Annotated in this window: 19 protein-coding genes; 11 read left to right on the top strand and 8 right to left on the bottom strand. The window is 37.5% G+C overall.

Features of this window, described 5'->3' with window-relative positions; translation table 11 throughout:
- Positions 1–40 precede the first annotated feature (40 nt).
- Both serC and J7E57_RS12190 read left to right on the top strand, forming a co-directional pair.
- The gene (gene serC / locus J7E57_RS12195; RefSeq protein WP_131031950.1) at positions 41–1,114 is read left to right on the top strand and encodes a 3-phosphoserine/phosphohydroxythreonine transaminase; all 1,074 of its coding nucleotides are present in this window, start codon (positions 41–43) and stop codon (positions 1,112–1,114) included.
- 62 nt (positions 1,115–1,176) lie between these two features.
- Positions 1,177–2,127, top strand: a complete 951-nt coding sequence (locus J7E57_RS12190) for a D-2-hydroxyacid dehydrogenase (protein WP_215128797.1) — start codon at positions 1,177–1,179, stop codon at positions 2,125–2,127.
- A 108-nt stretch (positions 2,128–2,235) separates the two neighbouring features.
- Here the strand turns inward: J7E57_RS12190 and J7E57_RS12185 are convergent, their stop codons facing one another.
- The 3 genes from J7E57_RS12185 to J7E57_RS12175 form a co-directional block, all read right to left on the bottom strand.
- Entirely contained in the window at positions 2,236–2,382 is a 147-nt protein-coding gene (locus tag J7E57_RS12185) for a hypothetical protein (RefSeq protein ID WP_215128796.1), read from the bottom strand.
- A 53-nt stretch (positions 2,383–2,435) separates the two neighbouring features.
- Positions 2,436–2,960 (bottom strand): hypothetical protein, encoded by a 525-nt coding sequence (locus J7E57_RS12180; RefSeq protein ID WP_215128795.1) that lies wholly within the window; start codon positions 2,958–2,960, stop codon positions 2,436–2,438.
- Between the two features lie 168 nt (positions 2,961–3,128).
- Positions 3,129–3,908, bottom strand: a complete 780-nt coding sequence (locus J7E57_RS12175) for an S-adenosyl-l-methionine hydroxide adenosyltransferase family protein (RefSeq protein WP_131031948.1) — start codon at positions 3,906–3,908, stop codon at positions 3,129–3,131.
- A gap of 103 nt (positions 3,909–4,011) precedes the next feature.
- On the opposite strand from J7E57_RS12175, the gene J7E57_RS12170 reads away from it, so the two are divergent.
- The 4 genes from J7E57_RS12170 (at position 4,012) to J7E57_RS12155 (ending at position 7,416) form a co-directional block, all read left to right on the top strand.
- Positions 4,012–4,971 carry a PhoH family protein gene (locus J7E57_RS12170; RefSeq protein WP_029275135.1) on the top strand — a complete coding sequence of 320 codons (960 nt, stop codon included), beginning with the start codon at positions 4,012–4,014 and terminating at the stop codon, positions 4,969–4,971.
- 104 nt (positions 4,972–5,075) lie between these two features.
- The gene (locus tag J7E57_RS12165) at positions 5,076–6,020 is read left to right on the top strand and encodes a phosphoribosylaminoimidazolesuccinocarboxamide synthase (protein WP_215128794.1); all 945 of its coding nucleotides are present in this window, start codon (positions 5,076–5,078) and stop codon (positions 6,018–6,020) included.
- A gap of 43 nt (positions 6,021–6,063) precedes the next feature.
- Positions 6,064–6,441, top strand: a complete 378-nt coding sequence (locus J7E57_RS12160) for an STAS domain-containing protein (protein WP_029275133.1) — start codon at positions 6,064–6,066, stop codon at positions 6,439–6,441.
- A 69-nt stretch (positions 6,442–6,510) separates the two neighbouring features.
- A complete protein-coding gene (locus J7E57_RS12155; RefSeq protein WP_215129189.1) occupies positions 6,511–7,416 on the top strand; it encodes a ribonuclease Z in 906 nt (301 codons plus the stop codon).
- Positions 7,417–7,770: 354 nt separating this feature from the next.
- Here the strand turns inward: J7E57_RS12155 and J7E57_RS12150 are convergent, their stop codons facing one another.
- The 3 genes from J7E57_RS12150 to J7E57_RS12140 form a co-directional block, all read right to left on the bottom strand.
- On the bottom strand, positions 7,771–8,724 hold the full coding sequence (locus J7E57_RS12150) for an MlaD family protein (protein ID WP_215128792.1): 954 nt from the start codon (positions 8,722–8,724) through the stop codon (positions 7,771–7,773).
- Between the two features lie 168 nt (positions 8,725–8,892).
- On the bottom strand, positions 8,893–9,669 hold the full coding sequence (locus J7E57_RS12145; RefSeq protein ID WP_215128790.1) for an N-acetylmuramoyl-L-alanine amidase: 777 nt from the start codon (positions 9,667–9,669) through the stop codon (positions 8,893–8,895).
- 12 nt (positions 9,670–9,681) lie between these two features.
- Complete coding sequence (locus tag J7E57_RS12140; protein ID WP_215128788.1) at positions 9,682–10,545, bottom strand: N-acetylmuramoyl-L-alanine amidase; 864 nt, start codon at positions 10,543–10,545, stop codon at positions 9,682–9,684.
- Between the two features lie 164 nt (positions 10,546–10,709).
- Here J7E57_RS12140 and J7E57_RS12135 point away from each other — a divergent pair, with 164 nt between their 5' ends.
- The 5 genes from J7E57_RS12135 (at position 10,710) to trxA (ending at position 17,102) form a co-directional block, all read left to right on the top strand.
- Positions 10,710–13,280 (top strand): putative LPS assembly protein LptD, encoded by a 2,571-nt coding sequence (locus tag J7E57_RS12135; protein ID WP_251029895.1) that lies wholly within the window; start codon positions 10,710–10,712, stop codon positions 13,278–13,280.
- Positions 13,281–13,283: 3 nt separating this feature from the next.
- Positions 13,284–14,528 (top strand): competence/damage-inducible protein A, encoded by a 1,245-nt coding sequence (locus J7E57_RS12130; protein WP_215128785.1) that lies wholly within the window; start codon positions 13,284–13,286, stop codon positions 14,526–14,528.
- Positions 14,529–14,584: 56 nt separating this feature from the next.
- Positions 14,585–15,937, top strand: a complete 1,353-nt coding sequence (locus tag J7E57_RS12125) for a dihydrolipoamide acetyltransferase family protein (protein ID WP_215128783.1) — start codon at positions 14,585–14,587, stop codon at positions 15,935–15,937.
- Positions 15,938–16,009: 72 nt separating this feature from the next.
- A complete protein-coding gene (locus J7E57_RS12120; protein WP_215128781.1) occupies positions 16,010–16,624 on the top strand; it encodes a hypothetical protein in 615 nt (204 codons plus the stop codon).
- A gap of 181 nt (positions 16,625–16,805) precedes the next feature.
- Positions 16,806–17,102, top strand: a complete 297-nt coding sequence (gene trxA / locus J7E57_RS12115; protein WP_215128779.1) for a thioredoxin — start codon at positions 16,806–16,808, stop codon at positions 17,100–17,102.
- Here the strand turns inward: trxA and pdeM are convergent.
- Both pdeM and J7E57_RS12105 read right to left on the bottom strand, forming a co-directional pair.
- Positions 17,099–17,737, bottom strand: a complete 639-nt coding sequence (gene pdeM / locus J7E57_RS12110; RefSeq protein WP_215128777.1) for a ligase-associated DNA damage response endonuclease PdeM — start codon at positions 17,735–17,737, stop codon at positions 17,099–17,101. The two genes, trxA and pdeM, sit on opposite strands and share 4 nt — an antisense overlap.
- A gap of 77 nt (positions 17,738–17,814) precedes the next feature.
- The gene (locus J7E57_RS12105) at positions 17,815–20,292 is read right to left on the bottom strand and encodes a ligase-associated DNA damage response DEXH box helicase (protein WP_215128775.1); all 2,478 of its coding nucleotides are present in this window, start codon (positions 20,290–20,292) and stop codon (positions 17,815–17,817) included.
- Between the last annotated feature and the right edge of the window lie 242 nt (positions 20,293–20,534).

Genomic DNA, 20,534 nt, shown 5'->3' with positions numbered 1-20,534 from the left:
AAAATTTTACATTTACGCCCATAAAACATTATATAATAAGATGAAGCATAATTTTGGCGCAGGCCCTTGTATTTTACCTCAAGAAGTGTTTAAACAAGCAGCTCAGGCTGTTTTAGATTTTAACGATGGATTATCAATTTTAGAAATTTCGCACAGGACAACCGAATTTGAGGCAGTTGTTGCTGAAGCTGATAAGTTGGTAAAGGAATTATTAAATGTGCCGTCGGGTTATTCCGTTTTATTTTTACAAGGTGGTGCAAGTTTACAGTTTGCAATGGTTCCGATGAATTTATTGGGCGATGGACAAACAGCAAGTTATTTAGACACTGGCGTTTGGGCAACCAAAGCATTAAAAGAAGCTAAATTTATCGGTAATGTGAATGTAGTTGCCTCATCTAAAGATGCGAACTATACTTTCATTCCAAAGGATTTTGAAATCCCTGCTGATAGTGCTTATTTCCACTATACTTCAAACAATACCATTTACGGAACTGAGCTTTTCGAAGTACCTAAAACAAACATTCCGGTTGTTTGCGATATGTCTTCTGATATTATGAGCCGTGTAATCGATGTTTCTAAATTTGATTTAATTTATGCCGGAGCTCAAAAAAATGTAGGCCCTGCTGGTTTAACTATCGCTATTGTTAAGAATGAAATTTTAGGAAAAATTGACCGTAAAATTCCATCTATGTTGAACTATCAATCGCATATCGATAACGATTCGATGTACAATACACCTCCGGTTTTCTCAATCTATGTAGCTTTATTAAATCTACGTTGGTTAAAATCGAAAGGTGGTGTTGCTGAGATTGAAAAAGAAAACAAACAAAAAGCTGAAGCACTTTACAGAGAAATCGACCGTAATCCATTGTTTAAAGGAACTTGTGCAGTTGAAGACCGCTCTAGAATGAACATTTGTTTCGTAATGGAAAACCCAGAATTGGAAAAACCATTCTTGAAATATGCTGAAGAGCAAGGTATTGTGGGTATTAAAGGGCACAGAAGCGTTGGTGGTTTCCGTGCATCGATGTATAATGCATTGCCAATTACAAGCGTACACGCTTTGGTAGATGCCATGCAGGTATTTGAAGAACAACAAGCAAAAGCAAATTAAGAATTAATTATAACTGCAGATTATCAACCTAATCGTTTTAATCTGTGTAATCATAAATAACAATGATTAAAATATTAGCAAACGATGGGATTGATCCGATCGGAAAAGAATTATTAGAAAAAGCAGGTTTCCAGGTTGATACTGAAACCGTTCCTCAGGATAAATTAGCTGAAGCATTAAAAAACTATGATGCCATTACTGTACGTAGTGCAACAAAAGTTAGAAAAGAATTAATTGATGCTGTACCCAATATCAAATTAATTGGTAGAGGTGGGGTGGGAATGGATAATATCGATGTTGAATACGCACGTAGTCAAGGTGTTAATGTTGTAAACACACCAGCTGCATCTTCATTATCAGTTGCCGAATTGGTGTTTTCTCACTTATTTACAGGTATCAGATTCTTACAGGATGCTAACCGTAAAATGCCTGTAGAAGGTTCTACTCAATTCAATAACTTGAAAAAAGCTTATGCTAAAGGAACTGAATTAAGCGGTAAAACCATCGGTATTATCGGTTTCGGTCGTATCGGTCGCGCTACTGCAAAAGTGGCTTTAGGCTTAGGTATGAATGTTTTGGCTTACGATTTATATCCTTCAGAATCTGAAATTACTTTAAAATTCCAAGGTGGAAAGTCAGTAAGTATTCCAATTAAAACGGTTTCATTGGAGGAGGTAATTACAGGAAGTGATTTCTTTAGTTTACATACTCCATTTGCTGATAAACCGATTTTAGGTGCAGAAGAATTTGCTAAAATGAAAAACGGAGTAGGTATTGTAAACTGTTCACGCGGTGGAACAATTGATGAGCCAGCTTTAATTGAAGCGCTAAATTCTGGTAAAGTTTCTTTCGCTGGTTTAGATGTTTTCGATAACGAGCCTACACCATTGGCAGAAATTTTAACCCATCCAAAAATCTCTTTAACACCACATATTGGCGCATCAACCAACGAAGCACAAGAACGTATTGGTACGGAACTGGCAACGTTGATTATTGAGCATTTTAAAAAATAAACATTATTGCCGTCACCCCGAACTTGTTTCGGGGTCTTTCAAAACAGATGCTGAAATAAATTCAGCATGACGAGTTTTATAAAAGACCAATCTAAGATTGGTCTTTTTTTAATCTAACGCATTCGTTAGCACCCAATAACGGTAACCCAAAATCGCCTTCTGAAAAGTAGTAAGCTTATTCGGATCTTTTTTATACAAACTTGGTAAAAGCGCCTTATTTATCTTCACCAAGATTTTAAACAGTCCTTTTTTCATAATTTGTCTATTGCTTTTACTGGTTGCAAAGCGGCTAAAATCCGATTGGAATTTTAAGAGCTGATTTTAGCAGTTTTATATCCCTGAAGTTTTTTACTGAAGAAATAAAATCCACCTGCCATTACTAAAATCAAAAAGGCGATGATGTAGGTTGATAAACCTCCTTTATTCTTTTTCTCTAAATCTTCTTTGAGCTGCGCGTTCTGATCCTGTAGTTTTCTAATGGTTTGCATATAACGTTCCAAGCGTTCCTGAGAATTATCCGCCACAGCTACTTTCTGCTGGTTCTGCAAATCTTTATAATCCATCAATACTTTCAGCTCTTTGAAAATATTGTTGTCGGTTAAAACTACCTGGCGAAGAATTTCATTGGAATTTTTAATATCACGTTTGGTTTGCCATCCGAATATTCCAGTTCGTTGATTTAAACTTTCATCATACTGGCCAAACTTGGTACTTCTTTCTGCAAGTAACGAATTTACTTTAGCACGCTGAGCAGTATAGGCAGTGGTATCTTGCTGTGCAAAGACATGCAGGTTCAGCATTAAAAAAGAGAACAGATAAAAATATTTCTTCATGCGGTATAAACGTGAAAAGGGTAGTAGTTGTTTTGTTGTATTTCGTCACTCTGAATTTATTCCAGAGTCTTTTCAAGATAGATGCTGATCCCGAAAATTCGGGACAGCATGACGACCACTTTTTATTATTTGCTAAATCTAGCCTCAGTGTTTCTGCTTTGACCACATCTAAGGATGAAACTCCACCCGTACAATATCACCTAAATGCAAACCTAATAAACCACTGGCTTTACCTTTATTAATCGCAATTTCCAAGTGGTTACTAATCCCGAACAGGCAAAGTTTTTCGCCTTCCTGTACTTCATTGTAATGCCAGCTCAATTGCGTAATGGTTTCGCTTTTTCTAAAGTATAAAGTAAAGTCCCTGTTCTTCTGTATTTTGGTGAAAAGATCTTTAGTAATGTTGGTGATTACATTGCAAAAAGTATCAATATATACCACACTACCACGGATCACATCTCGTTCTATCACAGGGTGTAAAAGCATCTTCTGTTCAATTTCTGCTACAGGTAAACCGATGTCTTTCAGTTTGCCACCTTTGGCTAAATGCGTTGCTGCTTTAACAAAAATATCAACCAGGGGAAAGTGTAGATATTTCAAATCCTGCATAATGTTCAGCTCTACCACATCTTCTGGAACATCGTCAAAAAGAAGGGAAAAAATACCATTATCAGCCCCTACAAAAAAGTGATCACGGTGCTTTACAGCAATATATTTGGTGTTTTCACTGTATACAGAATCGATACCGATTAAGTGCACCGTATTCTTCGGAAAGTAAGGATAAGCGTTTTTTAGCACAAAGGCTGCGTACGAAATATTGAATGATGGAACCTCGTGAGTAATATCAACTAAATTAACATTAGGCATAAGACTCAACAGACTACCTTTAAGGGCACTCTGGTAAAAATCTTTTGAACCTAAATCTGTTGTTAAAGTAATTATCCCCATTAAAAATTCATTATTATTGCTTATTCTTGTGTACGGGCCTAAGCGTCTGCAAATATTCAAATTTTAATTAATATACCCCGATAACTTTTTAAAATACTACAGTTTGAACGAATTAAAATTAACTCTGGATACCGTAAATCCTGCTCACTTTTGGGGGCCGAATAACGAGAATTACGAAATGATTAAAGGTGCTTTCGCGAAGTTGAAACTGGTAGCGAGAGGTAGTGATGTTAAGGTTCTCGGTGATGAACAGGAACTTAAGGCTTTCGAGGATAAGTTTAACCAGCTTATTGCACACCTCGAGAAATATAGCTCACTCACCAATAACGACGTAGAATCTATACTAGGTGCAAAAGCAGCCGGTGTAGTAAAAAAAGATGTAGAACAACCTACCGGAGGCGGTGGAGAAGTAATTGTTTTTGGTACCAACGGCCTTTTAGTTAAGGCAAGAACCGCTAATCAGCGCAAAATGGTAAGCAGTATTGCTAAAAATGATATCCTATTTGCAATTGGGCCCGCTGGAACCGGAAAAACATATACCGCCGTTGCTTTGGCTGTTAGGGCATTAAAGAATAAAGAAATTAAACGGATTATTTTAACCCGTCCGGCGGTCGAAGCAGGGGAGAACCTTGGTTTCTTACCTGGCGATTTAAAAGAAAAAATCGATCCATATTTACGTCCACTTTACGATGCCTTGGATGATATGATTCCTGCAGAGAAATTGAAATTCTACATCGAAAACCGTACGATAGAAATTGCGCCACTGGCATTTATGCGCGGACGTACTCTAGATAACTGTTTCGTTATTTTAGATGAGGCGCAAAATGCCACCGATATGCAGTTGAAAATGTTTTTAACCCGTATGGGACCAACAGCTAAATTTATTGTCACTGGCGACGTTACACAGATCGATTTGCCTAAAAAACAGATGTCGGGTTTATTTAACGGCTTAAGGATCTTAGAAGATATTAAAGGCATCGATATTATTTACTTAAGCGGTGAAGATGTGGTAAGACATAAACTAGTGAAAGATATCCTGAAAGCTTACGGCGATATTCAATAGAAGAGTCCCGAGTCAATAGTCTATAGTCTTGAGTCTAAATCGACTGTGGACTATGGACTAAAGACTTTCCGACTTTCGGACTTTTTTCCTATTTTTATCCCCTCATGAAAGCACTAAAAGAAACTCATTTCAATTTCCCAAATCAAAGTAATTTTTACAAAGGTAAAGTTCGCGATGTATATACTATTGCCGACCAGTTTATGGTAATGGTGGTGTCAGACCGTATTTCTGCTTTTGATGTAGTATTACCTGAAGCCATTCCATTTAAAGGACAGGTATTAAATCAAATTGCAGCTAAATTTTTAGCAGCTACCCAGGATATCGTTCCTAACTGGGTTTTAGATGTGCCAGATCCAATGGTTACGATTGGCCGTATCTGTGAGCCTTTTAAGGTTGAAATGGTAATTAGAGGTTACTTGGCCGGTCATGCATGGCGCGAATATAGCGCAGGAAAACGTTCAGTGTGTGGTGTTTCTCTACCTGATGGATTAAAAGAAAACGATAAACTACCTCAGCCCATTATTACTCCAACCACAAAAGCTTCGGTAGGGCATGATGAAGACATTTCAAAAGAAGATATTTTAGCAAAAGGCATTGTTTCTATAACAGACTACGACAAATTAGAAGAATATACTTACGCACTATATCAACGCGGAACTGAGATTGCTGCAAAAAGCGGATTGATTTTAGTGGATACGAAATACGAGTTCGGCACTGCTGATGGCGTAATTTATTTGATTGACGAAATACATACACCAGATTCTTCACGCTATTTTTATGCAGAAGGATATCAGGACCGCCAGAATAATAATGAGCCACAAAAGCAACTTTCAAAAGAATTTGTGAGAAAATGGTTAATCGAAAATGGTTTTCAGGGGAAAGATGGTCAGGTTGTGCCAGAAATGACACCTGAAATTGTAAATTCAATTTCAGAACGTTACATCGAACTTTACGAACAAATTGTAGGAGAGACCTTTATAAAAGCTGATGCTGATGCAATTTCTAGCCGTATTGAAACCAATGTTTTAAAGGCTTTAGAAACACTTTAAATTCGAAAGAAATTTATACATTAGTAAAATAAAGATTAGAGAGATGAAATTTTCAGTAGATAAACACGATAAATATGTAACCTTAAAGTTAGAAGAGCCTAAGTTTACAAACGATAATGCTCCGGGGTTGAAATCAGAATTCTATTTGCTCAACGCAGAAGGATTTCAAAATATAATTGTTGATTTAAGTCATGTTACCGAGTGTAGCGATGCGCAGGATTTAAGCTGCTTATTGGTTGGCGATAGGCTTTGCAAATCGGCAGGTGGGTTATTTATTGTAACCGGAATTAATGATGAATTGGCATCGATTATCGAATTATCAAACATATTCCAATCTGTAACGTTTGTTAATACAATAGACGAAGCAACTGATTTTATCTTCATGGATGAGTTGGAGAAAGAGTTTAGAGGCGCTAAATAACAAATATTTAAATAACATTCCGGCCTCGTAGTTTCTAAAAATCTACGAGGCTTTTTATATCTTATCATGATGAAATTTGAAGTTACAATTTTAGGAAGCAGTTCTGCAACTCCTGTATTTAACAGGAACCCATCGGCTCAGCTTTTAAATTGTAATGAAAAATATTACCTCATCGATTGTGGTGAAGGCACACAACAACAATTGACCAAGTACAACCTTAAAGCCGCCCGCATCGATTATATCTTTATCAGCCACTTACATGGCGATCATTATTTCGGGTTAATAGGCTTGCTTTCCAGTTTGCATTTAAACGGCAGGATAAAACCCATACAGATATTTGGCCCCAAACCTTTATTGGAAATTTTAGAGATTCAGTTCAAATATTCTGATACAGTATTAAGATATCCAATTGAGTTTTTCCCGATTGAAGCCGATGAGTCCAGACAGATATTCGAGAATAGTGATTTAACAGTTAAAACTATTGTTTTAAATCACCGTATCCCTACAACGGGTTTTATTTTTCAGCAGAAGAAACGACAACGGAAACTCATTAAAGATAAGACTGATGAAGTGCCTATGGCGTATTATACGGCTTTAAAAAAGGGAATTGACGTAGAACTGCCAAATGGCGATATTTTACGCAGTGAAGATTATACCACCGAAGCAGATGCACCAAGATGTTACGCCTATTGCTCTGATACCTTGTTTGATGAGCGTTACTTTGCTACCATAAAAAATTGTGATACCTTATACCACGAAGCTACCTTTATGCACGATTTATTGGATAGGGCTAACGAAACACATCACACAACCGCTTTACAGGCAGCAGAGGTGGCCAAAATCAATGGTGTAAAGAAATTACTTATCGGCCATTTTTCTTCACGTTACAAAACCTTACAAATGCTTTTAGAAGAAGCACAATCTGTTTTTGAAAATACGGAGTTGGCTGTTGAGGGGAGGACTTTTCATCTTTAGGGATTTTTATCTTTTTTACCGCAGAACACGCAGAGGATTACACAAAGAATCACAGAGTTGGGTGCAAAGAAAAAGTTAAATACAATTTGCGTCTATCTTCTTAAATCTGCGGGAACCTATAGCAGAAATTTTTCCCGCGGATAATGTAAATCGGCGATGAATTAATTCTATCCCATCTTATGTTTCCCATCATTTAAAGCCCCTTCATTGCATTCAGGATGACTAAAGAATAAGCCGTCAATTTTCCGTGCCCTCTGTGCTTCCGTGGCAAAAAATAGGCATATTAGAACTTCACAACCATAAAAAAAGCCTTACAATTTAAAACTATAAGGCTTTCGATTTTATAAAAATTAATTACTTGTCTTTTTTGTTGCCACCTCCAAATACCGAGAAGTGTACATAACGTTTAGGATTGGCTTTCAAATCGATCATTAATTCATCAAGATTTTTTGAAGCATTATTTAAATTCTGATACATTTTATCATCGTTTAACAACAATCCTAAACTGCCTTTCCCATCTTTAATTCCTGAAATTACACTTTGTAAATCAGCAATAGCATTGTTTGCATTATCCAAGGTTTGTTTAAAGTTAGCTGCTGCAAACTTATCGGTAACGGTATTAATGTTGGTTAAGATATCGCTGATTTTTTGATTATTGTTATTAAGGTTGGCCGTTATACCTTCAACATTTTTAAAAATCGCTTCAATACGTGCGCTTTCTGAACCTACTAAACCATCAACTTTTTTCGATGTGGTTTCTAACGAAGCCAATGTACCAGCAATACTGTTAAAGCTTTTATCAACGTTTTTCTGGAAGTTAGGGTTCAGAATAGAGTTTACACTACTCAGAATAGAATCCATTTTACCGATAATTAATTCCGCTTTCTTTTGAACCGGTTGTACCTGTTCCATTAAGCCCTTTTCTACATTTGCGTTTAAGGTGTAACCATCTTCGGCCATCTTTTTTGAATTACCTAACGACATTACAATGGCCTTACTGCCTAAAAGATCTGTACCTTCTAAGCGGGCAATACTATTTTCGGGAATTTCATATTTGCTGTTTACACTTAAGGTTGCAATAATACTACCGTCTGGCTGTAGCTCCAATTTGGCCACCCGGCCAATCTGATAACCATTGATCAGGATAGGTTTTGAAACACTTAAACCATCAACCCTTGTATATTTTGCATATAATGTAGTTTCATTTGAGAAAATTGAATTTCCTTTTAAAAAATTATATCCAATTATTAATAAAGCAATGGCAAATGCAGCTAAAATACCTACTTTGGTTTCGTTCTTAATCTTCATGAGTGTTTTATTTAATGGCTACAAGCGCTGAAGGTATCTTTTCTTCACTTGTTAGAGCGTAATTAATTCTTGTGCTAAACCCTATAAATACACAAAGGCTGCACTATTTGTTTGGTATCTGTTTTATATTTTTTCCAAAGGTAAAATAAACATCATTTATAATGCCACTTATTTAACCTCAATATTTTTTTTGTATGTTTTTATTGCTTCCAAAATAGAATTGGCAATTTCATTCTGTCCATTTTGGGAATTAATATATTTTTCTTCCTCTGTATTCGAGATAAAACCTACTTCTGTTAAAACGGCCGGCATACCACAGCGCTGCAATACCAAAACGCCCTGTTCTTTAACACCACGACTTAATCGCTCATCCCGCTTGATATAACTGTTCTGTATTAGCTTGGCAAAATTAATGCTTTTGTCCCGAAAGGCATTTTTTAAAAGCGATAAAAGAATGAAACTACTCGGATTACTTGGATCATACCCATCGTACTTACTTTTGTAATTCTTTTCCAATTTAATATCGGCGTTCTCACGTATGGCAGCATCCTGTTCTTTTAACCGGTGCGATCCAGCAACCAATGTTTCTACTCCTTTGATATGCTTGTTGCCTGGAGGCATTGAATTGCAGTGTACCGATATAAAAAGATCGGCATTAGCTTCGTTCGCTATTTCTGCCCGCCTGTACAAGTCAACATCTATATCTGTTTTCCGTGTGAAAATTATTTTAATATCCGGCATTTGCTCCTTTAATAAGGCACCTAATTTTAATGCAACCTTCAACGCAACATCTTTTTCTTTCGAAAAATTACCAGAGGCTCCGGGTTTTCTGCCACCATGACCAGGATCAATAACAATTGTTTTGATCTTATAACCCTGAGCAGGCGCTTTTTCAGCAACTAGTAACGAAAATAAAAGTATTGTAATCAGAAGTTTAATCTTCATGCAGGAGGGATATTAAAATGATGTTTCAGCTATACGTTTATAATTTTTAATTGCTTTAATAATTCCATTTACAATTTCATTTTGCCCTTCAGGAGAATTCATATAATCTTCTTCATCTGAATTACTCACAAAACCAATTTCAGTTAACACAGCAGGCATAGCTGCACGGGCCAATACCGCAAGGCTTTTCTCTTGTACGCCTCTGTTGATTCGGCCTGCATTAACATATTCTTGTTGAAGCATCGAAGCAAACTTTAAACTCCTATCTCTATTGGTTTGTTTCATTAACGATAACATGATGTCACTTTCGGGGGTATTTGCAATAAACCCTTCATAGTTTTTCTGATAATTTTCTTCCAGAAACATCGAAGCATTTTCTCGTTTGATCACCTCATCCTGCTCACCTAAACGGCGAGTTCCCGACACGAAGGTTTCTGTTCCCCTCGTTGAAGTGCTTTTAGAAGTAACGGTTCTATAAACAGGTACTTTTCTGCCTCTAACTTTTTTATAGTAATCTACCACCCTCGATACCCTAACCGGCATATCATTTAAGTGGATAGAAATAAATAAATCGGCTTTTGCATTATTTGCAATATTGATACGCTCGTATAAAGGAATAAATACATCCGACTCGCGGGTATAAATAACTTTGATATCTTTCAAACTATCTTGAAGCGCCCGGCCAAGGTTCAATGCCGTTTTAAGCGCCACATCTTTTTCCTTCGAATACACGCCGTGGGTTGCACCATCTTTACCACCGTGACCGGCATCGATCACAATTGTTTTAATTTTATATTCTTGCGCAAACACCTGATTATCAACTGAATTTGATAACACTAAATAAATAATAATTGTTAAAATGGATTTAAGATACATCAATGGTATATTTTTCACTAATTTTGAACGTTTTTGATTAAACATTTGTGCAAAAATAACATTCAAATACGAATTTGAAACTTCTTAAGAGCTCTATTTTACTAATATCTGTCATTTTATTAACACTTGTTGTTGGTAAAGCTAACGCATTTTCTCATTTTTCATTGCAACAAATCATCCAACAAGACACAACCAAAAAGGATACGACTAAAAAGACAGGTAAAAATAATAGCAGTATCGACCAGAAAGTAGAATACAAAGCAGAGGATTCGGTAAAAATGAGTGCCGATAAAAGCATTGTATATTTATACGGTAACGCAAGGGTGGTATACGGTGATTTTGAGCTAGATGCGGCTTATATCAAATACGATAAAAAGCAAAATTCCATATTTGCACGTGGTGTTAAAGATCCGAAAACTGGTAGATATACCGGAAAACCAATCTTTAAATCGGGTGCTGATGGAACAGCCATAGCCGATTCTATTTTTTACAATTCAGAAACAACCCGGGCTAAAGTATATGGTGTTTTTTCTGAACAAGAGGGAGGTTTCTTCTCTGGTGGACAGAGTAAAAAGCAAATAGATGATGAGCTGCACATTAAAAATGTAATGTACAGTACCTGTAATCTTCCACACCCGCATTTTGGATTAATGATTTCTAAAGGGGTGGTAACAGAAAAACAGATTATTACCGGGCCGGTTTACATGATTATCGAAGATATCCCCACTTTTCTGGGGCTACCTTTTGCTTTTTTTCCAAAACCTAACAAACGAACATCGGGTGTAATCCTTCCCACACCAGGCGAAGATGCAACTAGGGGTTTTTTCTTACAAAACGGTGGTTATTACCTCGGATTGAACGATTATTGGGATGCCAAACTTTTAGGTTCCATATATACTAATGGTTCTTATGAAACAAGTTTGTTAAGTAATTACACCAAAAGATATAAGTACAATGGTAACATTAACTTAGCTTACTCTAGTTTTAAAGATGGTTTAGAAGGTACTGAGGCTTTTAAAAACCCGACCAAAAACTTTAGTATCAATTGGAGCCATAGCCAAAATGCCAACGCCAATCCAGGTACCACATTTAGTGCCAGCGTGAGATTGGTATCAACAGGAAAAAGAGGATACTATAAAAATACTGCAGCAGGTACTACATACGACATTAATACCATCGCAACCAACTCAACAAGTAGTAGTATCAGTTATGCGAAGGCCTATTCGAACGGGATGAACTTCTCTTTGGCTGCATCAAGTGATCAGACTTTAAGTACAAGAGCGATATCGTTAAGATTGCCAGAAATGACATTCAACGTACCAACATTTAACCCATTTCGCCCTAAGGATGCAGTCGGCGAACAAAAATGGTATGAAAAAATAACGGTTGGTTATAGCTTACAGGGAACCAACAGAATTGATACTTTTGATAGTTTGTTGTTTCAAAATGATGGTTTAAAGCGATTAAGAAGCGGATTTTCACATAGTATTCCGGTAAATATGTCTTTTACTGCCTTAAAATATTTAAACTTTAGTTTGGGTGGCACCTATAATGAGGTTTGGAATTTCCAGAGTGTAAATAGAAGATATACGCAGTTTGCCGATAATACCTATACTTTTAGAGAAGATACCCTCAGTGGGTTTAAAAGAGCGGGCAGCTACAGCCTATCAACCAGTATGTCGACCAAAATTTATGGCAGAAGAGATTTTAATCCAGCAGGTAAAATCCAGGCGTTGAGGCATGTAATGACTCCGAATGTTTCCTTCTCTTATTCTCCGGATTTTACCAAAGCAGGAGCAGGGCCATATAGACCTGCAATAGACCAAAATGGTAATCAAATTTATACCAGTGGACAACCTTTAAAATATTCCATTTTTGATGGTATGGCACAGCCGGGCTCTTTTGGCGGCCCTAATGCTTCCATTGGTTTTGGGTTAGATAATACCGTGGAACTGAAGGTGAGGAATAAAAACGATACGACCGGAACAGGATCAAAAAAGATCCCAATTATTCAAGGTTTGAGTTTTAGTGGTTCATACAATTTCCTGGCCCCTTCTTATAAATTATCAACCATTGGTTTTAGTGGCCGGTCGCAGTTTACCGATAAACTGGGTATAAATTATAATGGAACATTAGACCCATATGCTTTAAAAGACACAACGGTTAACGGTCAAATCATTAAAATAAGAGAGGATCGTTTATTTTTCCAGAAGAACAAATTCCTGCCACGTTTAACTAACTTTGGCTTCTCATTCGATTATAGTTTAAATCCAGAGGCATTAAAACGTAAAAACGAGGCTAATGATAAATTAGGCGAAGCAGCCAATAAAAAAGGATTAACCGATATACAGTCAGAACAATTAGCGGCTATAAGTCGTGATCCAAATGCTTTTGTTGATTTTAACATTCCCTGGAATTTCTCTTTTTCTTACAGTTTTCAATATTCGAATGACGGGAACAACAATACAATTTCGAATACACTAAACTTTAATGGCGATGTTAACTTAACACCAAAGTGGAAAGTTACTTTTAACTCAGGTTACGATTTTAAGAACAATGGCTTAACCCCAATGAATTTAGCTATTTACCGCGATTTACATTGCTGGGATATGAGTGTAAACTGGGTTCCATACGGTGCTTACAAAAGTTATTCTGTTACCATAAAAGTTAAGGCATCAATACTACAGGATTTGAAATTGAGCAAAAGACAAGGTTTTTACAGCACATACCAATAAATTATGCTAGCCGAAATTATTACCATTGGTGATGAAATTCTCATTGGCCAAATCGTTGATACCAATTCTGCCTGGATGGCTAAACAGTTAAATTTAATTGGGGTTTCCGTTAAGCAGATTACTTCAGTTTCTGATGATGAGCAACATATTATTGAAGCCCTCGAACTTGCCGAAAAACGTGCAGATATTGTTTTAATTACTGGTGGACTAGGCCCGACCAAAGATGATATTACCAAGAAAACCTTGGCAAAGTATTTCAATATGGGCTTTCGAAATGATCCCGGAGCATTGGAAATGGTTCGTCAGATTTTCGAAAAATACAAACGTCCTTTATTGGATATCAATATTCAGCAAGCTGATGTTCCGGATGGTTGTGAGGTTATTGTAAATAAAAATGGTACTGCGCCTTGCATGTGGTTTGAACAAAATGACACCATTTTTGTATCGATGCCAGGTGTGCCTTACGAAATGATGTACCTAATGGATGACGAAATTCTACCCAGAATTACGAGCAGATTTAAGCTGCCGTTTATTGTACATAAAACTATTCTTACGGCAAATATAGGCGAATCATTTCTGGCCAAAGAGATCGAGGAAATTGAAGATAGCTTGCCAGCACACATCAAATTGGCTTATCTGCCAAAATTAGGACAAGTGCGTTTGCGCTTATCGGCCAAAGGCGATAACGAAACAGCGTTACTTAAGGAAGTTGAGCTTTACGCCAAACAGATCATTTCAAAAGTAAATAAGTTTGTAGTAACAGATGAAGATATTCCCTTGGAAAAAGCGATCCTGAATCTCATGAAAAGCAAGGGTTTAACTTTATCTACAGCAGAAAGCTGTACTGGTGGATACATAGCACACCTGATTACGCAGCACCCAGGTTCTTCTTCGGTTTATTGGGGCGGGGCGGTAGCCTATGCATACGAGCTTAAAGAATCTATTCTTGGTGTAAAAGAAAGTACTTTAAATACCTTTGGCGCCGTGAGCGAACAAACCGTTGCAGAAATGGCTGACGGTGCAATTAAACATTTCAAAACAGATTACGCTATTGCGGTTAGTGGCATTGCCGGTCCAGACGGTGGGACAGAAGACAAACCAGTTGGCACGGTATGGATCGCAATTTCTTCAAAACACAAAACTGTAGCTAAGTTGTTTAATTTCAGTAACAAACGTATTCAAAACATCGAACGTTCTGCAGCATCGGCATTAGCCATGTTATTAAATCTCCTTAAAGAAACAGTTTAGAAAGAATAAAAACTGTATTTTTGTAGCATTACCAATATAAAATACTGTAATTTAATATGGCTCAATACGAACTATTGTTACCAAAAATGGGTGAAAGTGTTGCGGAAGCAACGGTGATTAAATGGGTAAAACAACCAGGTGATTCTATTGATTTAGATGATACCATTCTGGAAATCGCTACTGATAAGGTAGACTCTGAAGTTCCTTCTCCGGTTGCCGGTAAATTGGTAAAACAGTTATTTGCTGCAGATGAAGTTGCCCAGGTGGGCGATGTAATTGCCATTATTGAAACTGAAGGTGGAGAAACCTCTACAACAGAAGCTCCGGTTGTAGAAAAGCCAATAGCTGAAGAAAAAACTGAAACTATTCCTGGAATTGCACAACTGCCATCAGAAAACACTACTGCAGCAACTGATTTCAGCTCGTCTGACCGCTTTTATTCTCCTCTGGTTAAAAGTATTGCTGCACAAGAAAATATTTCGTTAGCAGAGCTTGATGCGATTAAAGGTTCTGGTGCTGATGGACGGTTAAATAAAGATGATCTATTAGATTATATTGCCAATAAAAATGGAGCATCACCAATTTTAACCAAAACAGTTATCATAACAGCGCCCACTCCACCAACAAACCAAACGGCTGAAAATAAAACAAGTTCAGCAGCGCCAGTTGTAAATAAAACATCAACAACCAGTGTTGGTGGTGGCGACGAAATTATAGAGATGGATAGAATGCGTAAACTGATTGCCGATCATATGGTAATGAGTAAAACAACTTCACCGCATGTAACTTCGTTTGTTGAAGCCGACGTAACCAATATGGTTTTATGGCGCAATAAAGTAAAAAACAGCTTCGAAAAGCGTGAAAATGAAAAGATAACCTTTACGCCAATATTTGTAGAGGCAGTTGCTAAAGCGATAAAAGATTTCCCGATGATCAATGTTTCGGTTAACGGCACGCAGATTATCAAAAAACGCGATATCAATATTGGTATGGCCGCAGCTTTACCAAGTGGAAACCTAATCGTTCCTGTAATTAGAAATGCTGATCAGTTAAATTTGGTTGGCTTAACAAAAGCAGTTAATGATTTGGCTGCGAGAGCGAGAAACTCTAAACTAAAGCCTGATGAAACGCAAGGTGGCACTTTTACGTTAACTAATGTAGGTAGTTTCGGAAATGTAATGGGCACACCAATTATTAACCAGCCTCAGGTGGCTATTTTAGCCGTTGGCGCCATTAAAAAGAAACCAGCTGTTTTAGAAACCGAACATGGTGATGTGATTGCGATTAGACATATGATGTTCTTGTCTTTATCTTACGACCACAGGGTTGTAGACGGTTCTTTAGGGGGAATGTTTGTGCGTAGAGTAGCAGATTATTTAGAAGGCTGGGACCTGAACAGAGAAATTTAATCAGTTTATAATTAACTTTTTTCAGTTGGTGTAAGGTCAACAATTAACAATTTACCAGTTTAACAATCAAGAATGTTAGCTTCAAATTTAAAATTGATAGTTTCGGATAACGTATTGCATGCCAAATGGTTAAATACGCTATCTTATATGGAAAATGCAGGTGCAAAGAAGATTTCAGCTTCAGAGCATAAAGAAAATGTAAACCTGATTATTCTTAAACACGCTGCAGAAGAGCATCGTCATGCTTATTATTTAAAAAAGCAGATTTCGAAGATTGACGAGACACTTTGTAAAACTTACTCGAATGCTGAGTTGTTATCTCCAAATCATACAAAATACTATTTGCATGCTTTAGATATTGCGGTTTGTCGTTATTTAAAAGCTGTATTTAACCTTTCCGGTTACGATTTAAAATTCGCTGCCTATTTATTTGTTACCTATGCGATTGAAGTGCGTGCCGATGAATTGTATCCAATTTATCAAGCGGTTTTAGATGAAGCTAAAAGCAAAGTAAACGTAAAATCGATTATTTTAGAAGAGGAAGGCCACTTAGAAGAAATGATGAACCAACTGGTTAGTTTTTCCGATGATTGGGAAAATCATGCAGCTGAGGTAATCAAAATCGAAAAAGCTTTATTTGAAAGTTGGGTTGCTGCCTTAGCCGCAGAATTGCCAATAAGCGCTTAATTGAATAATTAATCAATCAAATTCGTCATCTCGACTGAAGCATAGCGGAATGTTCCAAAGGAACTCCTTCGGAGGAGAGATCTATTATAGATTTCTCAACTACGTTGCACTTCGTTCGAAATGACGATTTTCGTTAAAAACCAATCCAGTTTATCTTTGTTTCTAAATAAACACAAATATCATGGCTAAGTTTTCAGATTTAATTAACGGTGATAAACCTGTTCTTGTTGATTTTTTTGCCGAGTGGTGCGGTCCTTGTAAAATGATGAAGCCAATTTTAGAGCAGTTAAAATCTCAGGTTGGCGATGCTGTTTCTATCATTAAAGTAGATATCGATAAAAATCAACCAGCTGCTACTTCTTTTAATATTCAGGGCGTACCTACTTTAATTCTCTTTAAAAACGGAAAACAGGTGTGGAGACAAAGTGGTGTTTTACAGGTATCGCAGTTGAAACAGGTAATTGATGCTCACGCCTAAACTTCTACCACACTTTTAGGCGTTACTGCAAAAATGCGTTCGTTTACTTTCGGATAAACCGTATAAAGCCCGGTAAATAAACTAAAAGCGGGCAAAACGGCGTAGTCTTTACCAAAATAGAAGCATGGAAATTTTAATCTTTGCTTGGCTTTGCCCACAATGGTTACCCCCGGATGGATATGGCCGCTGATGGGGTATAACTCTTCTTCCATACCATTTGGAGCATCATGAATAAAGCAAAATGGCCCCAGGCAAAAACTAGGTTCATGTATTTCGATATTCATCGTAGCATAATTGGCGTCCGAAAGCCTATCGTGGTTCCCCTTTACCAATAGAAAGTTAAGCTCCTGGTATTGTTTTCTCCATACAGAAAATTCATCAATATCGGTATTCAAACCATGATGAAACATATCTCCATTAATTAGCAATGTTTTAGGGTTGTATTGTTTAATCAACAAACTTAAGCGTTGAAGATCTGTTTGGGCAATGGTAGAAGGTACTTGCAAACCGGCCTGACGGAAGTGCGCAGATTTACCCAAATGCAGATCGCTTAGGGCCAAAAGCTGATGTTTAGGTAAAAACAAAGCCCTTTCTTTATTTAAAATCAATTCTTCACCCTGGCTTGTAATGGTCATTTATTTTATGCTATGTCATCCTGAGCTTGTCGAAGGGCTTTTGAGGCGTTTCGACAGGCTCAACTTGACAGGTAATTTTACTTAATTTTTTCCGATTCTGCCTTCATCCTTACAATCCGTTGTTCCAATTCTTCTGAGCTCATATTTTCACGCAGGCTATCTACCTTAATCGGGAAGGACAGGGGTGTAAAACTTTTAGGATTGGTGATTACAATTGCTCCATGCTGAATTCGATCCAATGCTGCCGCCAACCTTGGCTCTTCCAGTTGTTGGTAAAAAACTTCATCATATGCCTGTCGCAAAAGTAAATTATGTTTATCATAATCGCTAAAAACATTAAAAAACAAACCAGCAGATGACTGGAGGTGCTTATTGGCTACATATTTACCAGGGTAACCCTGAAAAACGAGTCCGGAAATGCAGGCAATATCTCTAAATTTCCGTCTTGCCATTTCAGTTGAATTGATACTCAACGTAATATCTTCGGTCAAATTTACAGGCGAAAAAACCTCGTAGGCAATCGATTCGTCCATAGGAATTTCTGTTTCGCTCAAAAGTTCAAAACCATAATCGTTCATGGCAATAGAAAAACTGATGGGCAACAATTTACTTAAACGATACGCAACCAGGGCAGCCAAAACCTCATGTACCAAACGCCCTTCAAATGGATAGGCAAAGAGATGAAAACCTTCTTTGTTATTAATGAGTTCGATAAGTAATTCATCATTTTTAGGTACATGAGAACGTTTTTCCTGTAATAGAAACAGAGGATACACCGCATCTAATTCTTCATCCTGATGTGTTTTATCCAATGCTTCATTGTATTTTTTCCGCAAAACCGACCCTAAATTGGAAGAAAGGGGTAAGCGGCCACCATTCCAGCTCGGAGAGATCGCATTTTTCTGTTTACTTACCCTCACCACAACAGTCATATCTTTTACCTGGATAAATTCTAAAACCCTGCCAGCCAGACGGAAATTATCGCCAGCTTTTAACCGGGTAACAAAATATTCTTCAACCATTCCGATGTAACCACCGGAAATGAATTTAACCTTTAACATTGCATCACTTACAATTGTTCCAATATGCAACCGGTGTCGCATAGCCAATTGTCTGCTCTTTACTTTCCAAAGCCCATCTTCGTCCTTAACTACTTTCTTAAATTCGGTGTAGGCACTTAAACTATCTCCACCTGAGGTAATAAATTGCATTACCCAGGTCCATTCTTCGGGAAGGATAAGCTTAAAAGCATGGGTGTTCTTAATCTCTTCGTAAATGATTTTATCATCAAATCCGTCGCCTATAGCCAATGTAACCAAATATTGAACTAAGGTATCAAATACCATGATAAAAGGCTCACGGCTCTCTATATTGTTGGTTTTGGCTGCTTCTTTAATCGCTGCTGCTTCTACCAGTTCTAATGCATGGGTAGGTAAAAAATATATTTTAGAGGTTTCGTGAGGGGAGTGGCCGGAGCGGCCCGCCCTTTGCAAAAACCGGGCAACACCCTTTGGCGAGCCTACCTGAACAACAGTATCAACAGGTTTAAAATCGACGCCCAAATCTAACGATGAAGTAGCAATAACAGCTTTAAGCTGTCCGGTATGTAAAGCATCTTCAATCCAGTTACGAAGCTCGAAATCTATAGATCCATGGTGTATGGCAATCCTTCCGGCGAGTTCGGGCTCGATATTCAACAAATGTTGATACCACATTTCCGATTGTCCGCGGGTATTGATAAAAATTAAAGTGGTTTTACTTTTCTCAATAATCGGTAAAAGCTTGTAGGCCAGTTTTAAACCCAAGTGCCCAGCCCAGGGCAATGTTTCGATATCATCGGGTAAAATTGATTTGATCAGGATTTTCTTCTCTAAATCAGCTTTAACAATAATCCGTTTGGCCTCCATATTGGGTTCGAGTACATCCAGTGCCTCTTCAATATTACCAATAGTGGCAGAAATTCCCCAAATTCTTAAAAACTGGTTTTTCTCTAGCTTTTGTAAGCCCTTAATCCGCGATACGGCCAACTCCACCAACACACCTCGTTTACTTCCTAAAAGCTCATGCCATTCATCAGCAACAATACACTTAAGATTTTTGAACAAAGTTGAAGCGCCTTTTTGCGCCAGTAACAAGTGCAGGCTTTCTGGTGTAATCAACAAAATTTCGGGCATCGATTTTTTCTGCTGTAATTTCTCTGCCTGAGAGGTATCACCATTACGCACACCAACGTGCCAATCCAACTCCAGCTCCAATAAGGTTTCGCGCATGGCCCTTGCAATATCTTTGGCCAGGGAGCGGAGCGGCGTAATCCAGATTAACTGTAAACGGTCTTTTGCTTTTTTATTGTTGCCTTTAGTTGCATTTAAAGCTTCAATTACTACGGCTAAAAATAAAGAAAATGTTTTTCCAAAACCTGTAGGTGCATTTACCAAACCACTGTAACCATCCAAATAATACTGCCAGGCATCTTCCTGAAACTGAAAAGGCTTGCGTTTATTGGTCTTTAGCCATGCTTTTATCTTTTTATAACCTTTGGTTTTGGTTTGGTCCATGCTTAAATATCGCTGCTTTTGATGGGTTTTCTAATTGTTTTTTGAAAAGCAATAACAGTAATGCTTCGGTTAGAGCAGTCCCGCCATACGCTTTACCTTTTTTGTAATTACCGTTAAATGTTAATTTATCAATAACAAAAAAGGGTATCGCTGCTGTCGGGTTTAAAATCGAGAGGCAAACCTATTAAGCTAAACCTGACAGTAGCGAACACAGGCCCGATTTTTCATCGGGCGAAGTAAAG

The organism is Pedobacter sp. ISL-64 (genome assembly GCF_018613605.1).
In the GTDB taxonomy this organism is placed as follows: Bacteria; Bacteroidota; Bacteroidia; order Sphingobacteriales; family Sphingobacteriaceae; genus Pedobacter.
The sequence above is the reverse complement of the archived record's forward strand: the minus strand, read 5'-3'. Positions and strand labels throughout refer to the sequence as shown.

What these genes read in the sequence shown, in the direction of transcription:
- serC (WP_131031950.1), top strand. Translation starts at nt 41, where the DNA reads ATGAAGCATAATTTTGGCGCAGGCCCTTGTATTTTACCTCAAGAAGTG.
- J7E57_RS12190 (WP_215128797.1), top strand. Translation starts at nt 1,177, where the DNA reads ATGATTAAAATATTAGCAAACGATGGGATTGATCCGATCGGAAAAGAA.
- J7E57_RS12185 (WP_215128796.1), bottom strand. Translation starts at nt 2,382, where the DNA reads ATGAAAAAAGGACTGTTTAAAATCTTGGTGAAGATAAATAAGGCGCTT.
- J7E57_RS12180 (WP_215128795.1), bottom strand. Translation starts at nt 2,960, where the DNA reads ATGAAGAAATATTTTTATCTGTTCTCTTTTTTAATGCTGAACCTGCAT.
- J7E57_RS12175 (WP_131031948.1), bottom strand. Translation starts at nt 3,908, where the DNA reads ATGGGGATAATTACTTTAACAACAGATTTAGGTTCAAAAGATTTTTAC.
- J7E57_RS12165 (WP_215128794.1), top strand. Translation starts at nt 5,076, where the DNA reads ATGAAAGCACTAAAAGAAACTCATTTCAATTTCCCAAATCAAAGTAAT.
- J7E57_RS12160 (WP_029275133.1), top strand. Translation starts at nt 6,064, where the DNA reads ATGAAATTTTCAGTAGATAAACACGATAAATATGTAACCTTAAAGTTA.
- J7E57_RS12155 (WP_215129189.1), top strand. Translation starts at nt 6,511, where the DNA reads ATGAAATTTGAAGTTACAATTTTAGGAAGCAGTTCTGCAACTCCTGTA.
- J7E57_RS12150 (WP_215128792.1), bottom strand. Translation starts at nt 8,724, where the DNA reads ATGAAGATTAAGAACGAAACCAAAGTAGGTATTTTAGCTGCATTTGCC.
- J7E57_RS12145 (WP_215128790.1), bottom strand. Translation starts at nt 9,669, where the DNA reads ATGAAGATTAAACTTCTGATTACAATACTTTTATTTTCGTTACTAGTT.
- J7E57_RS12140 (WP_215128788.1), bottom strand. Translation starts at nt 10,545, where the DNA reads ATGTATCTTAAATCCATTTTAACAATTATTATTTATTTAGTGTTATCA.
- J7E57_RS12130 (WP_215128785.1), top strand. Translation starts at nt 13,284, where the DNA reads ATGCTAGCCGAAATTATTACCATTGGTGATGAAATTCTCATTGGCCAA.
- J7E57_RS12125 (WP_215128783.1), top strand. Translation starts at nt 14,585, where the DNA reads ATGGCTCAATACGAACTATTGTTACCAAAAATGGGTGAAAGTGTTGCG.
- J7E57_RS12120 (WP_215128781.1), top strand. Translation starts at nt 16,010, where the DNA reads ATGTTAGCTTCAAATTTAAAATTGATAGTTTCGGATAACGTATTGCAT.
- trxA (WP_215128779.1), top strand. Translation starts at nt 16,806, where the DNA reads ATGGCTAAGTTTTCAGATTTAATTAACGGTGATAAACCTGTTCTTGTT.
- pdeM (WP_215128777.1), bottom strand. Translation starts at nt 17,737, where the DNA reads ATGACCATTACAAGCCAGGGTGAAGAATTGATTTTAAATAAAGAAAGG.
- J7E57_RS12105 (WP_215128775.1), bottom strand. Translation starts at nt 20,292, where the DNA reads ATGGACCAAACCAAAACCAAAGGTTATAAAAAGATAAAAGCATGGCTA.